The organism is Leifsonia sp. 563, assembly GCF_040545055.1.
In the GTDB taxonomy this organism is placed as follows: domain Bacteria; phylum Actinomycetota; class Actinomycetes; order Actinomycetales; family Microbacteriaceae; genus Leifsonia.
In genome coordinates this window covers 237,312-250,248 of the sequence record NZ_JBEPLE010000005.1, presented here as the reverse complement: position 1 = coordinate 250,248, position 12,937 = coordinate 237,312, and the positions used below count along the sequence as shown (strand labels likewise).

At 69.6% G+C, this 12,937-nt stretch carries 15 protein-coding genes and 2 tRNA genes; 10 read left to right on the top strand and 7 right to left on the bottom strand.

What is annotated here, in order from left to right:
- The first annotated feature begins 23 nt into the window (after positions 1-23).
- Positions 24-99: transfer RNA gene (locus ABIC47_RS15295), tRNA-His, on the top strand.
- A gap of 196 nt (positions 100-295) precedes the next feature.
- On the opposite strand, the gene ABIC47_RS15290 is transcribed toward ABIC47_RS15295, so the two are convergent.
- Positions 296-368: transfer RNA gene (locus ABIC47_RS15290), tRNA-Arg, on the bottom strand.
- Positions 369-407: 39 nt separating this feature from the next.
- Positions 408-1,712, bottom strand: coding sequence for an MFS transporter (locus tag ABIC47_RS15285; RefSeq protein ID WP_354481712.1), 1,305 nt, complete (start codon positions 1,710-1,712; stop codon positions 408-410).
- Positions 1,713-1,874: 162 nt separating this feature from the next.
- Here ABIC47_RS15285 and ABIC47_RS15280 point away from each other — a divergent pair, with 162 nt between their 5' ends.
- A complete protein-coding gene (locus ABIC47_RS15280) occupies positions 1,875-2,729 on the top strand; it encodes a LysR substrate-binding domain-containing protein (protein WP_354481645.1) in 855 nt (284 codons plus the stop codon).
- A gap of 6 nt (positions 2,730-2,735) precedes the next feature.
- Here ABIC47_RS15280 and ABIC47_RS15275 read toward each other — a convergent pair whose 3' ends face one another.
- A complete protein-coding gene (locus tag ABIC47_RS15275; RefSeq protein ID WP_354481642.1) occupies positions 2,736-3,953 on the bottom strand; it encodes a cation:proton antiporter in 1,218 nt (405 codons plus the stop codon).
- 99 nt (positions 3,954-4,052) lie between these two features.
- Between ABIC47_RS15275 and nadE the strand changes: the two genes are divergently transcribed.
- Positions 4,053-4,892, top strand: a complete 840-nt coding sequence (nadE, locus tag ABIC47_RS15270) for an NAD(+) synthase (RefSeq protein WP_020074941.1) — start codon at positions 4,053-4,055, stop codon at positions 4,890-4,892.
- A gap of 86 nt (positions 4,893-4,978) precedes the next feature.
- On the opposite strand, the gene ABIC47_RS15265 is transcribed toward nadE, so the two are convergent.
- Positions 4,979-5,689, bottom strand: a complete 711-nt coding sequence (locus tag ABIC47_RS15265; protein ID WP_354481639.1) for a hypothetical protein — start codon at positions 5,687-5,689, stop codon at positions 4,979-4,981.
- Positions 5,690-5,822: 133 nt separating this feature from the next.
- Here ABIC47_RS15265 and msrA point away from each other — a divergent pair, with 133 nt between their 5' ends.
- The 5 genes from msrA to ABIC47_RS15240 all read left to right on the top strand — a co-directional run bounded on the left by msrA (position 5,823) and on the right by ABIC47_RS15240 (position 9,692).
- Complete coding sequence (gene msrA, locus ABIC47_RS15260) at positions 5,823-6,347, top strand: peptide-methionine (S)-S-oxide reductase MsrA (protein WP_354481636.1); 525 nt, start codon at positions 5,823-5,825, stop codon at positions 6,345-6,347.
- A gap of 124 nt (positions 6,348-6,471) precedes the next feature.
- Complete coding sequence (locus tag ABIC47_RS15255) at positions 6,472-6,888, top strand: single-stranded DNA-binding protein (RefSeq protein ID WP_354481634.1); 417 nt, start codon at positions 6,472-6,474, stop codon at positions 6,886-6,888.
- Between the two features lie 10 nt (positions 6,889-6,898).
- On the top strand, positions 6,899-7,405 hold the full coding sequence (locus ABIC47_RS15250; protein WP_331272602.1) for a DUF6993 domain-containing protein: 507 nt from the start codon (positions 6,899-6,901) through the stop codon (positions 7,403-7,405).
- 83 nt (positions 7,406-7,488) lie between these two features.
- On the top strand, positions 7,489-9,171 hold the full coding sequence (gene ettA / locus ABIC47_RS15245; protein WP_026307150.1) for an energy-dependent translational throttle protein EttA: 1,683 nt from the start codon (positions 7,489-7,491) through the stop codon (positions 9,169-9,171).
- 11 nt (positions 9,172-9,182) lie between these two features.
- Positions 9,183-9,692: an acyl-CoA thioesterase gene (locus tag ABIC47_RS15240; protein ID WP_354481630.1), complete on the top strand. Its 510-nt coding sequence runs from the start codon at positions 9,183-9,185 to the stop codon at positions 9,690-9,692.
- A gap of 19 nt (positions 9,693-9,711) precedes the next feature.
- Here ABIC47_RS15240 and ABIC47_RS15235 read toward each other — a convergent pair whose 3' ends face one another.
- Both ABIC47_RS15235 and ABIC47_RS15230 read right to left on the bottom strand, forming a co-directional pair.
- Positions 9,712-10,233, bottom strand: coding sequence for a hypothetical protein (locus tag ABIC47_RS15235; RefSeq protein ID WP_354481628.1), 522 nt, complete (start codon positions 10,231-10,233; stop codon positions 9,712-9,714).
- Positions 10,234-10,241: 8 nt separating this feature from the next.
- Positions 10,242-10,694, bottom strand: coding sequence for a QcrA and Rieske domain-containing protein (locus tag ABIC47_RS15230; RefSeq protein ID WP_354481625.1), 453 nt, complete (start codon positions 10,692-10,694; stop codon positions 10,242-10,244).
- Between the two features lie 77 nt (positions 10,695-10,771).
- Here ABIC47_RS15230 and ABIC47_RS15225 point away from each other — a divergent pair, with 77 nt between their 5' ends.
- Positions 10,772-11,329: a sigma-70 family RNA polymerase sigma factor gene (locus ABIC47_RS15225; RefSeq protein WP_020074936.1), complete on the top strand. Its 558-nt coding sequence runs from the start codon at positions 10,772-10,774 to the stop codon at positions 11,327-11,329.
- Positions 11,326-12,045, top strand: coding sequence for an anti-sigma factor family protein (locus tag ABIC47_RS15220; RefSeq protein ID WP_354481622.1), 720 nt, complete (start codon positions 11,326-11,328; stop codon positions 12,043-12,045). Before ABIC47_RS15225 ends, ABIC47_RS15220 begins: the two co-directional genes overlap by 4 nt.
- Here ABIC47_RS15220 and ABIC47_RS15215 read toward each other — a convergent pair.
- Entirely contained in the window at positions 12,042-12,917 is an 876-nt protein-coding gene (locus tag ABIC47_RS15215; protein WP_020074934.1) for an acyl-CoA thioesterase, read from the bottom strand. The genes ABIC47_RS15220 and ABIC47_RS15215 overlap by 4 nt on opposite strands.
- Positions 12,918-12,937 lie beyond the last annotated feature (20 nt).

The window sequence follows — 12,937 nt, the reverse complement described above, 5'->3', positions numbered from 1 at the left end:
CGCGTGATCGGCGAGGCGCCGTGGTGGGTATAGCTCAGTTGGTAGAGCGCCTGGTTGTGGTCCAGGAGGTCGCGGGTTCAAGCCCCGTTACTCACCCCACACAGGGCCGGACTCCCAAGTCCGGCCCTTTTTTCGCATCCCACGCCCCAAGCAAACAGCTCCTGAGTTTTTCGGGGTGAAATGGGCTTCGGGACGCGAAAAACTCAGGAGCTGTTTGCTTGCGCAGGACGGTGCCCCCGGCAGGAATCGAACCTGCGACCAAGAGATGAGAAGCACCGCGAGAGTTGCTCCAGGGTGCCCCCGGCAGGAATCGAACCTGCGACCAAGAGATTAGAAGGCTCCTGCTCTATCCGCTGAGCTACGGGGGCGTCGAGTCAACGATACCGGAGCGCTCCGCTGCCGCCGCGTCAGAGCGTCTGGCCGGTCTTCCCCGCGCGGTTGACGATCGCGATCACGGGGCGCCGCCCGCGGAGGCCGAAGCGGAGGCGGAGGCTCGCCTGCCGGGCGACCAGCACGGCGATCACGGCGGCCGCCGCGGCGGGCACGAGCCCGGAGATCGCCATGGCGACGTGCGGGCCGAGCTGCTCCACGATCCACCCCATCAGCGGGCCGCCGAGGGCCTGCCCGCCGAGCAGCACGAGGATGTACAGCGAGATCACGCGCCCGCGGATCTGCACGTTCGACGACATCTGCACCAGGGAGTTGGCCGCGGTGATGAAGAGCAGGTTGCCGACGCCGATGGCGACGAGCAGCAGCCCGAAGGCCAGCTCGCCGGGCGCGAATCCGGCGAGTGCCTGCACGATCCCGAGGGCTGCGGCGGTTCCGACGACCATGGACAGCCGGACGCTGGTGCGGCGCGTCGAGGCGAGTGCGCCGGTGAGCGCGCCGGCGGCGACGAGGGCGTTGAACATCCCGTAGCCCTGCGCGCCGACGTTGTAGACGTCGTTCGCGTAGGCGGCGAGGAACACGGGCATGTTGAAGGCGAACACGGCGACAACGGCGACCATGACGATCGTCCAGAAGATCACCGGCTTGCGGCGTACGTACCGCATCCCCTCGGCCAGCTGCCCCTTGCCGCGGGGAGCCGCAGGCGACGCGTGTAGCTCCGACCGCTTGAGCGTCGCCACGGCGAATACCACGGCGAGGCACGCGACGGCGTTGATGGCGAACGACCATCCGCCGCCGACCGCGGTGATGAGGATGCCGCCGACGGCCGGCCCGATGAGCCCGCCGAGCTGGAAGATCGACGAGTTGAGGCTGATCGCATTGCGCAGGTAGCGCGGACCGACGAGCTCGTTGACGAACACCTGACGTGCCGGGTTGTCCACGACCGTGACGAGACCGAGCGTGAAGGAGATCGCGTAGACGTGCCAGACCTCGATGGCGCCGGTCAGCGTGAGCACGGCGAGCAGCGCCGCGAGCGCGGCCGCGCACGACTGCGTGATGACGAGCAGCCGCTGCTTGGAGTAGCGGTCGGTGATCACTCCGCCCCAGAGGCCGAACAGCAGCATCGGCGTGAACTGCATGAACACGGTGACGCCGACGGCGGCGACGCTTCCGGAGAGCTGCAGCACCAGCCAGTCCATCGCGATGCGCTGCATCCACACCGCCGTGTTGGCGACCAGGTTGCTCGCCGCGAACCGGCGGTAGTTCGGCACCCGCAGCGAGGCGAACGTCTCGCGCCACGGCGGCCGGGTGGAGAGGACCGGCATGGGTCCGGTGGGCGGGGCGGCTGCGGGGGAGTGCGCCACTGCGTGTTACCTCGATGTCGTCGCTGGTTCCGTATGAAGTCTCCCTTCGACCCTACGCAATCCGGACTATTCTTGGAGCCGATCACGGCTATAAGTCCCATTGGCTTTTCGAATGGATGCGGAATGTTCGACCCGGTATTGCTGCAGACCTTCCTCGCCGTCGCGGACACGCGGAGCTTCACCAAGGCCGCCGGGCGGCTGGGCATCAGCCAGCCGACCGTGAGCCAGCACATCCGCAAACTCGAGCAGGCGGCGAAGCGTCAGCTCATCGCCCGCGACACGCGTGAGGTGCGGCTGACGGACAACGGGGATGCGATGGCCGGCTTCGCCCGCACCATCCTGGCCGCACACGCCGAGGCGCAGAGCTACTTCAGCGGGTCGGCCATGCGCGGGCGCCTCCGCTTCGGCGCGGCCGACGATCTCGCCATCACGACGCTCCCGCGCATCCTGCGTCACTTCCGCCAGCAGAACCCGCAGATCAACCTCGAGCTGACCGTCGACCAGTCCGGCCCGCTGCACCGCAAGCTGAAGGCAGGCCAGCTCGACCTCATCTTCATCAAGCAGACGCCGGGCACGACGGAGGGTGCGGTCGTGGCGACCGACGAGCTGGTGTGGATGGGGCAGGAGAAGACCGTGCTCGATCCGGACGGGCCCGTACCGCTCATCTCGTACCAGGGCCCGAGCCTCAGCCGTCAGGTCGCGATCGACGCGCTCGAGGCGGCAGGCCGCACCTGGCGGATCACCTGCAACACCCGCGAGGTGAACGGCGTGCTCGCCGCGGTCCGGGCGGGAATCGGCGTCGCGGTCTTCCCACGGTCGCTCATCCCCACCGATCTGATCAAGGTGACGAACCGCTTCGGGCTGCCGGAGCTCGGCCACGTCGACTTCACGTTGCTGTCCAACCCGTCGGCCGCTCGGGAGCCGGTGGATGCGCTGACCACCGCGATCCTGGCCCGCGCCGTCAGCCGCGTGGCCTGAGCCGGCTCAGCCTTCGATCGGCACCGCGTCCGGATCGGACGGCCGCACGCCGCCGTCCGCCGACTTCCGGCGGAGGGTCAGCGCGATCAGCGGGAAGAGCAGCACCGACAGCATCCCCGCTCCGACCAGGGCCGTCGCGGTGCCGACCTGCAGGTCGTGCTCCCGCACGCCGATCGCGGTCACCGCGACGATGATCGGCAGCCCGGTCGCGCTGAACAGGGTCAGGGCCGCCCGGTCGCGGAACGTCGAGCCCGGCGGCACGAGGAACGACGCGGGGACACCGCGCAGGAGGAGCAGCAGGACGAGGAAGATCGGCAGCAGGATCAGCGCCCGCGGGTCTCCGAGCAGCGCCTTCAGGTCGAAGCCGATACCCGTGTTGATGAAGAACACCGGCACCAGCACGCCGAAGGCGACGGCCTCCAGCTTGCTCTCGATGTGATGCGCGTCCTCCGGCTTCGCCCCGGAGAGCAGGATGCGGCAGAGCACCCCCGCGGCGAACGCACCGAGGAGCATGTCGAGTCCGAGGGCGATGCTCAGCCCGACGAGGGCCGCGATGACGCACACCACGAACCGCACGGCGAACTGGCCGCTGGTGTGCAGCGTCGCCCGGACGAGCCGGTGGAAGCGCTCGTGGCCGCCGCGGGAGGCGAACCAGATCGCTGCGCCGGCGATCACGGCGAACCCGATCAGCACCAGGGCGGCGGCGAACGGTTTCCGGCCGCTGAGGAACAGCGAGATCGCGAGCAGCGGGCCGAACTCGCCGACGGCGCCGACCGCGGTGACGACCCTTCCGAACGGGGTGTGCATCTCCCCGGCGTCGCGCAGCACGGGCATCAGCGTGCCGAGTGCTGTCGAGGTCAGGGCGATACCGACGTACACGCCGGGGACGATCGATCCGGCGATGAGGGTGGCGAGCACGATCGCGAACACCAGCGAGAACAGCCAACCGAGTGAAGCGCGTCTCAGCGGCCGGCCGGCGATGGCCGGAAAATCGATCTCGTTGCCCGCCATGAAGAACAGGAAGGCCAGGCCGAAGTTGGCGATCGCATCCAGGCCGGCCGTCTCCGGCACCCAGCCGAGGACGCTGGGACCGATGATCAGGCCGAGCACGATCTCGAACACCACGAGCGGGATCTTCACGAACCGCCCGACCGCCGTGGTGAGGAGCGCGGCCAGGACGCCGAGGAGGGGGACGAGCACGACGCTCGATACGGCGGGTTCCATGGGCGCATGCTAGCGACCGGCACGGCTCTCGCGGCAGACCGTTCGTGAGAGAAAGGGCGCGTTCACATGGGCGAAACCGGACGGGGATAATCTGGCGTCATGCGCGAACTTCAGGCACAGATCATCGAAGAGCTGCACGTCCGTCCGGAGATCGACCCGGCCGCCGAGATCGAGCGACGCGTCGGCTTCCTGGTCGACTACCTCCGGTCGACGGGTGCGGCCGGTTTCGTCCTCGGCATCAGCGGTGGCCAGGACTCGAGCCTCGCCGGGCGGCTCGCCCAGCTGGCGGTGGAGCGTCTCGCCGCGGAGGGGACGGACGCCGACTTCATCGCGGTCCGTCTGCCCTACGCCGTGCAGCGGGATGAGGAGGACGCGCAGCTGGCGCTGTCCTTCATCCAGCCGAAGAGCTCGGTCGTGTTCAACATCCAGCGCGGCACCGACGGCGTCGAGGACGAGTACGCGGATGCGCTCGGGGAGCCGATGACCGACTTCGTGAAAGGCAATGTTAAGGCGCGCATCCGCATGGTCGCGCAGTACGCGATCGCCGGCCAGCGCACTCTGCTCGTGATCGGCACGGACCACGCGGCCGAGGCGGTCACCGGGTTCTTCACCAAGTACGGCGACGGCGGGACGGACATCCTCCCGCTGAGCGGCCTCACCAAGCGGCAGGGCAAGCAGCTGCTCGCGCACCTGGGTGCGCCCGCCCGGCTGTACGAGAAGGCGCCGACGGCCGACCTGCTCGACCTCAACCCGGGCCAGACCGACGAGGACAACCTGGGGCTCACGTACGTCGACATCGACGACTTCCTGGAGGGGAAGGATGTGTCGGACGAGGTCGCGGAGGCGCTGGAGGCGCGGTACCGGGCGACCGAGCACAAGCGGCAGCCTCCGGCGAGCATGTTCGACTCGTGGTGGGGCGAGACCGCGTACAGCCGCTGAGCTGTCCGAGGAACGACGAAGGGCGCCGGCGTGATGCCGGCGCCCTTCGTGTCGGGTGGAGTGCGTTGCCGCCGAAGCGGAGGTCGTCAGACGGGCTGGCCCAGGCGGCTGGTGGGCGACGTGTCCTGCTGCTGAGCGCCGGCCGCCGCGGTCTGGACGAACGGGTTCGTCTCGGCGGTGTCGTCCCGCGCGGGCGCAGTCGCTGCGGGAGCCGCCGCGGTCGCCGGTGCGGCGTACTGCTCGTGGTGCTGCTGGGCGACCCAGGCATCCTGCTGGGCGATCAGCGAGCGCTCGGTGTCGGTGTTCTCGAACCGCCACCGCTCGAGGTCGCTCTGGAAGATGCGGCGGGCGCGGCGCGGGTTGTTCTGCCACTCGAGCAGGCGGTCGCGGAACTCCGCGATCGCGGGATCGAGCTGGTAGCCGAAGGTGGCCGACGCGCGCTTCATCTCGGCGAGCTGGTGGCCCGCCCAGGTGGCCGCAAGGCCTGCCGTCTTGATCGGGAGCAGCCGGACCATGATGTCGGCCTGGCCGACGGCGCGGTCGGAGAGCACCTGCTCGGCCGGGGTGAGGGAGTTCCAGACGGAGGCCTCGGTCGCGGCGTCGACGAGCGCGGCGATCGCGGACGCCTTCTGCTGGCGGTCGGTGCGGGAGAGGAGTCCCTTGAGGGCGCCTCGGGCGATCCATGCGGAGATCAGGCCGGAGACGATCACGGCGACCGCGAGGACCGCCGCGTAGAAGATCGCCGGGCGCGCGGCCGGCGACGTGAGCCAATCGACGAAGTCATTCCACCACTGCATGCCGTGATGGTAGCCGCGGTTGTCCACCTCGCCGCGGACCCTCCCCGTCGTGTCGTCAAACGGGCACGGCGTCCGCCGCGCACGACGTCCGCGCCGCGCGGCAGAATGGAGGCGACGATCGAAAGGGGACCCCATGCAGACCTTCGTGCTGGCAGGCGGATGCTTCTGGTGCCTGGATGCCGTGTACCGCGTGCTCCGGGGCGTGCAGGATGTCGTGTCCGGCTACACCGGCGGGACGACCGTCGATCCGACGTACGAGGAGGTGTGCACCGGCCGCACCGGTCACGCGGAGGCGGTGGCGGTCACGTTCGACCCCGAGGTGATCCCGCCGAGCGTCATCCTCGACGTGTTCTTCACGCTCCATGATCCGCGCCAGCTGAACCGGCAGGGCAACGACATCGGCACGCAGTACCGTTCGGCGATGTTCTACGACAGCGAGCACCAGCGCGAGCTCTTCGAGGGTGCGCGCGACCGCGCCGCCGAGTACTGGGACGGCGGGATCGTGACAACGATCGACCTGCTCGGGCCGTTCTACCGCGCCGAGGAGTACCACCAGGACTTCTTCGCGAAGAACCCGGGCCAGGGGTACTGCCTCGCCGTCGCCCTGCCGAAGGTGAACAAGATCCGCGCCTCCTACGCGGACTACGTGGCGGCCTGAATCCGTCCACCGCTTCCGGGTTCCGCCCGTTCTCCACAGATCCGCTGATCCCCGGCCGCCGACGCACGCGACCGGCGAGGCTGGGGTCGTGCCCGCCGCAGGAGCGGGCAGAGAAGAGGAGAACATGTCCGACACCGTGGCCGTCCGCGGCTTCGTCGCCACCGAGCCCCGTCACCTCGTCACCGAGGGCGGCGTACCGATCACGAGCTTCCGGCTCGTCACCACGCACCGCCGCTACAACCGCCAGGCGTCCTCGTGGGAGGACGGCGGCAGCAACTGGTACACCGTGAGCGCTTTCCGGCGTCTCGCTCTGGGCACCGCGGAGTCCATCACGAAGGGCGATCCCGTGCTGGTCGCCGGGCGGCTGTGCCTGCGCGAGTGGACGGGCGAGAAGCAGGGCATGACGGTCGAGATCGAGGCGGAGTCGATCGGGCACGACCTCACCTGGGGGCGATCGCGGTTCACGCGGGCGACCGGAGCGGATACCGACGGTGATCCTGTATCGCCACCTCCCGAGGGAATCCCAGCGGCGGCACCCTAAGATGCCGGATATGCCGTCTTCCGTTGTCCGCCGGGCTGGTTCGCCCGCCGCGTCAGCTCTCACCCTGGTGGCCGGACTGACCGTCGCGCTCGCCCTCGCCGGGTGCACGGGCTCCACGCCGAAGGCGTCCGCGACGCCCACCGCGACGCCGGTGGCGACCAGCACGGCCACGCCCACCGCGACCGCAGGTCTGGTGCCGGGCGGGACGGCGCAGGAGAACCTCGCGTACTTCGACACGGTGAACCACGCGACGCTCGCCGCCAACCCGAACGCCCAGGGTCGTGACTTCATCGACGCGCTCGTCAAGGCCGGCTTCACCAAGGCCGACATGCAGGTGACCGTCGACACGACGACCATCGGGCTCAAGGCGAACTCGATCCAGTTCTCGGTGCGGATGGGCGACAGCTGCCTGATCGGCCAGAACGGCGCCGACGCGGGCGGATACTCCAGCATGGTGACGCCCGTGCTGTCCACCGGGAACTGCCTCATCGGGCAGACCCGTCCGATCGACTGGTAGGGCCGGAGCCGCCCGGGAGGCGGCGCAGGGCCGGTATCCTCGAATACGGCAGTAAGCCGACGACAGGGAGTTGAAGAAGAAGAGTGGCCGAATACATTTACTCGATGGTGCGCGCCCGCAAGGCGGTCGGCGACAAGGTGATCCTCGACGATGTCACGATGGCGTTCCTGCCGGGAGCGAAGATCGGCGTCGTGGGTCCCAACGGCGCCGGTAAGTCCACCATCCTGAAGATCATGGCCGGTCTGGACACGCCCTCCAACGGCGACGCCAAGCTCAGCCCCGGCTACACGGTCGGCATCCTCATGCAGGAGCCCGAGCTCGACGAGGACAAGACCGTGCTCGAGAACGTCCAGGAGGGCGTCGGAGAGATCAAGCAGAAGGTCGACCGCTTCAACGAGATCTCCGGCCTGCTCGCCGACCCGGACGCCGACTTCGACACGCTCCTCGCCGAGATGGGCACGCTGCAGGAGCAGATCGACGCCGCCGACGCCTGGGACCTCGACTCCCAGCTCGACCAGGCGATGGATGCGCTCCGCTGCCCGCCGGGGGACTGGCCGGTCCACACGCTCTCCGGTGGTGAGAAGCGCCGCGTCGCGCTCTGCAAGCTGTTGCTGCAGAAGCCGGACCTTCTGCTCCTCGACGAGCCCACCAACCACCTCGACGCCGAGAGCGTGCTCTGGCTCGAGCAGCACCTGGCCAAGTACCACGGCGCCGTTCTCGCCGTGACCCACGACCGGTACTTCCTCGACCACGTGGCCGAGTGGATCGCCGAGGTCGACCGCGGTCACCTGTATCCGTACGAGGGCAACTACTCGACCTACCTCGAGAAGAAGCGCGAGCGCCTCGAGGTCCAGGGCAAGAAGGACGCGAAGCTCGCCAAGCGCCTCTCCGAGGAGCTCGACTGGGTGCGCAGCAACGCCAAGGGGCGCCAGGCCAAGTCGAAGGCCCGTCTGGCCCGCTACGAGGAGATGGCGGCCGAGGCGGAGCGCACGAGGAAGCTCGACTTCGAGGAGATCCAGATCCCGCCGGGGCCGCGCCTCGGTCAGATCGTGATCGACGCGAAGAACCTCGAGAAGGGCTTCGGCGACCGCAAGCTCATCGACGGCCTCACGTTCACGCTTCCCCGCAACGGCATCGTCGGCGTCATCGGCCCGAACGGTGTCGGAAAGACGACGCTGTTCAAGACGATCGTCGGCCTCGAGCCGCTCGACGGCGGAGACCTGAAGGTCGGCGAGACCGTGCAGATCTCCTACGTCGACCAGACGCGTGGCGGCATCGATCCCAACAAGAACGTCTGGGAGGTCGTGTCCGACGGGCTCGACTACATCCAGGTCGGCAAGACCGAGGTGCCGTCGCGGGCCTACGTCTCCACCTTCGGCTTCAAGGGACCGGACCAGCAGAAGAAGGCGGGCGTGCTCTCCGGTGGTGAGCGCAACCGTCTGAACCTCGCCCTCACCCTGAAGCAGGGCGGCAACCTGCTGCTCCTCGACGAGCCGACCAACGACCTCGACGTCGAGACGCTCTCCAGCCTGGAGAACGCCCTGCTCGAGTTCCCCGGCTGCGCGGTGGTCATCACCCACGACCGGTGGTTCCTCGACCGGATCGCGACCCACATCCTCGCCTACGAAGGCACCGAGGAGAACCCGGCCGACTGGTACTGGTTCGAGGGCAACTTCGAGGCGTACGAGGAGAACAAGGTCGACCGTCTGGGTCCCGACGCCGCGAAGCCCCACCGCTCCGCGTACCGCAAGCTCACGCGCGACTGAGTCGGCCGGCCATGCGACTGCACGTCCCGATCAAGCTCCGCTGGAGCGACCTCGACGCGTACGGCCACGTCAACAACGCCGAGATGCTGCGCCTCCTGGAGGAGGCGCGCATCGAGGCGTTCTGGGCGACGGACGATTCCGAGAGCGACGCCAACGGCGCGGCGGCGGGGAGCGGCGAGGCCGTCGGCGGGTCGACCGCGGTCCTCGACGGCCGTCCGGGTGCGGACACGCTCACGCTGATCGCGCGGCAGGAGATCGAGTACCTGGCGCCCATCCCGTACCTCCGTCAGCCGCTCGACGTGCAGCTCTGGTTGGGCCGCCTCGGCGGCGCGAGCCTCGAGGTCTGCTACGAGGTCTGGTCGCCGGAGGGCACGGAGCCGAAGACGCTGTTCTCGCGCGCGGCCACCACGATCGTGCTCGTCGACGCGACCACGCAGCGGCCGCGCCGGATCAACGAGCGCGAGCGGGACGCGTGGACGCCGTACCTCGACGAGCCGGTGTCGTTCGCCAAGCGGTCCTAGACGACGGCCCGCTCTTCGCTCACGGGGCCGGTGTCGGTGTCGGGCTGCTCTGCACCGGGTTCGGGCTGAAGGAGTTCTCCCACACCGCCCGAGATCCCGCCTCGCCGATCACGATCACCTCGACGACCGTTCCGACGGCCAGCACGGCCGCGATCACCGTCAGCACGATGATCGCGATCCGGCGCACCGTCACGCTCGGCCGACGCGGCGAGTCCGGCCGGTCGAAGAAGAAGAACCACGCCCACTGCACGACGGTGAACGCGAACAGTGCGATCACCCACGGCAGCAGCATCCGTCCGAGGGCCGCGTGCTGCTGGATCAGCGGGGTGGCCGGCAGGCGGGCCTGCAGCCACTCGCCGGCCTCCATGACCACGGGGACCAGGATCAGGTCCGCCAGCGCGAGCAGCGGCACCACGATCCCGAGCCGACGGCGCGCGGCCGGCCAGATCGGCACAAGCAGGGCGGCGATCGCCGTCAGCGGTACCAGAACGACGACGAAGTGGACCAGGAGGACGTGCAGCGGCAGTCCATTGACCTCCACGGCGCGCCCTACGCGGTGACGGTGACGGAGTCGCCCGACACGGTCGCCTTCAGCTTCGGCAGCGGATCGCGCGCAGGGCCGTTGAGGACATCACCCGTCGTCGCGTCGAACTTCGAGCCGTGGCAGGGGCAATCGAACTCCTTGCCCTGCGGCGCGACCGTGCATCCCTGATGCGTGCAGACGGCGCTGAACGCCACCACCTGACCGGCGGACGGCTGCGACACCACGATGGGCTTTCCCGCGAGCGTGGCCGACACGGCGCCGCCGACGGGGATGGACGCGAGCGAGACCTCGGCCGTACCGCCGCCACCGGAGGACGAACCGCCGTCCCCGGAGCCGGATCCGGATCCGTTCGCGTCCTGCCCGCCGCCGGGTGTGCAGGCGGCGAGCAGGACCGCGCCGGCGGAAGCCCCGCCGATCGTGACGAGGGTGCGGCGGGTGAGCGGTGCGTGGTCGTTCATGCGGATTCCTCCCGTTCGGCGGATACGTCTTCTACGGTTATCACGAGACGGTCGCGCGGTCGGTTCAACCGTTCCGCATGAACCTTTCCGTCGGCTGCATCGTGTACGAGGTGGAGGTGAACATGCCGGAGGAGGACGCCCGCCTGCTGCGCGAGCTGCACGACCAGCACGCGCAAGCCGTATGGCGGTACGTCGTGCACCTCACCGGCGACCGTGCGATGGCCGACGACGTGGTGCAGGAGACACTCCTGCGCGCCTGGCGGAAGCCCTCCGTGCTCGACCAGTCGCAGCAGTCCGCGCGCACCTGGCTCTTCACCGTGGCCCGCAACCTTGTCATCGACGGCCGCCGCAGCGCCGCCCACCGGCACGAGTTCGGCACGGACACGCTGCCGGAACATCCAGCACCGGACAGCGAGGCGGACGCCGTCCTCGACGCCTGGCTGGTGTCGGACGCGCTGGCGGAGCTGTCCGTCGAGCATCGCGCGGTCATCGTGCACGCCTACTACGGCGGACGCTCGATCGCCGAGATCGCGCGCGAGCTCGACATCCCGGAAGGCACGGTCAAGTCGCGCCTCCACTACGGCCTGCGAGCCCTGCGGCTCGCACTTCAGGAGAGAGGGGTGACGGAACGATGACTACACACGACGAGTTCGCCACCTGGGACGCCGCGTACGTGCTCGGCGCGCTCTCACCGACAGAACGCCGCGCCTTCGAGGCGCACCTGCGCGAATGCGACCGGTGCTCCGAGGCGGTCGCCGAGCTGGCGGGCATGCCCGGCATCCTCAGCCGCGTCCCGCGCGAGCAGGCCGCAGCGCTCCTGGAGGAGCCCCTGCCCGCGCCGGGCGCGACCGACCGGCCCGAGCCCGGGGGACCGGGGCCCGACGTGCTCCCGTCGCTGCTGCACCAGGCACGCCGGCGCCGCATCCGCTCCCGCTGGCTGGTCGCCGGGCTGTCGGCGGCCGCTGCCGCGATCGTGGTGGGGTTCGCCGCCTTCGCCCTGCCCGCGATCCTGCAGCCCGCATCCACGCCGACCGCAGCCGTGGTCATGAAGCAGGTCGAACCGAGCCCGCTCACCGCCGACCTCCGGCTGACCGCCGAGCCCTGGGGCACACGCATCGACTCCGACTGCCGCTACGCCCACCTCGGGGGCGACGACGGCGACCGCGCGTGGACCTACGCGATGGTCGTCACCGACCGCTCGGGCAAGCAGCACGAGATCTCCACGTGGACGGCCGAGGCGGGGACCGTCGCCACCCCGGTCGCGACCACGAGCATCCCGATCGCCGACATCGCTTCGGTCGACATCCGCGCAGCAGGAGGCACGGTGCTGCTGCGGAGCACGTTCGACTAGTCGTCGGCGCGCGGAAGGCGGATCGTCGCCTCCTGAGCGACGCTCGCCACCAGGACTCCGTCCCGGGTGAAGATGCGGCCCTGCGAGAGCCCGCGCCCGCCACCGGCCGTGGGGGACTCCTGCACGTAGAGCAGCCACTCGTCCACCCGGGCAGGCCGGTGCCACCACATCGCGTGGTCGAGGCTCGCGGCCTTGAGCCCCGGCGTCGCCCAGGCGATCCCGTGCCGACGCATGACCGACTCCATGATCGTGTAGTCGCTCGCGTACGCCAGCGCGGCCCGGTGCAGCCCCGGGTCGTCGGGCATGTCGCCGATCGTGCGGAACCAGACCGCCTGGTGGGCGACCCGATCGCCCTCCACCGAGAGGTAGATCGGCGAGGTGACGTGCCGCATGTCGAACGGGCGCTGGCTGGCCCAGTACTGCGCGACGGGATGGCGCACATCCTCGAGCGAGGTGGCGGTCGACGGCAGGCTCTCCGGCTCCGGGAGTCCCTCGGGCATCGCATCCTGGTGCTCGATGCCCTCGTCCTCCGTCTGGTACGACGCGATCATCGACAGGATGGGCAGCCCGTTCTGGTACGCCTGGGTGCGGCGTGTCGAGAACGAACGGCCGTCGTGGATGCGGTCGACCGAGAACGTGATCGGGAAGTTCACGTCGCCCGGACGCAGGAAGTAGCCGTGCATCGAGTGGATGCTGCGGTCGTCCTCGACCGTCCGAGTGGCCGCAATGATCGACTGGGCGAGCACCTGGCCGCCGAACACGCGGCCCAGCGGCATCCACTGCGACGGGCCCGTGAAGATGTCCTCACTGGTACGGGCGCCGGTGTCGGTCAGATCGAGCGCGGTCAGTAGGGAAGCCAGGGGCTCGGTCACGGTGCCTCCAAGTCGGTGGT

What these genes read in the sequence shown, in the direction of transcription:
- ABIC47_RS15265 (WP_354481639.1), bottom strand. Translation starts at nt 5,689, where the DNA reads ATGCAGTGGTGGAATGACTTCGTCGATTGGCTCACGTCGCCGGCCGCG.
- ABIC47_RS15275 (WP_354481642.1), bottom strand. Translation starts at nt 3,953, where the DNA reads ATGGAACCCGCCGTATCGAGCGTCGTGCTCGTCCCCCTCCTCGGCGTC.
- ABIC47_RS15230 (WP_354481625.1), bottom strand. Translation starts at nt 10,694, where the DNA reads ATGAACGACCACGCACCGCTCACCCGCCGCACCCTCGTCACGATCGGC.
- nadE (WP_020074941.1), top strand. Translation starts at nt 4,053, where the DNA reads ATGCGCGAACTTCAGGCACAGATCATCGAAGAGCTGCACGTCCGTCCG.
- ABIC47_RS15225 (WP_020074936.1), top strand. Translation starts at nt 10,772, where the DNA reads ATGAACCTTTCCGTCGGCTGCATCGTGTACGAGGTGGAGGTGAACATG.
- ABIC47_RS15250 (WP_331272602.1), top strand. Translation starts at nt 6,899, where the DNA reads ATGCCGTCTTCCGTTGTCCGCCGGGCTGGTTCGCCCGCCGCGTCAGCT.
- ABIC47_RS15285 (WP_354481712.1), bottom strand. Translation starts at nt 1,712, where the DNA reads ATGCCGGTCCTCTCCACCCGGCCGCCGTGGCGCGAGACGTTCGCCTCG.
- ABIC47_RS15255 (WP_354481634.1), top strand. Translation starts at nt 6,472, where the DNA reads ATGTCCGACACCGTGGCCGTCCGCGGCTTCGTCGCCACCGAGCCCCGT.
- ABIC47_RS15220 (WP_354481622.1), top strand. Translation starts at nt 11,326, where the DNA reads ATGACTACACACGACGAGTTCGCCACCTGGGACGCCGCGTACGTGCTC.
- ABIC47_RS15240 (WP_354481630.1), top strand. Translation starts at nt 9,183, where the DNA reads ATGCGACTGCACGTCCCGATCAAGCTCCGCTGGAGCGACCTCGACGCG.
- msrA (WP_354481636.1), top strand. Translation starts at nt 5,823, where the DNA reads ATGCAGACCTTCGTGCTGGCAGGCGGATGCTTCTGGTGCCTGGATGCC.
- ABIC47_RS15280 (WP_354481645.1), top strand. Translation starts at nt 1,875, where the DNA reads ATGTTCGACCCGGTATTGCTGCAGACCTTCCTCGCCGTCGCGGACACG.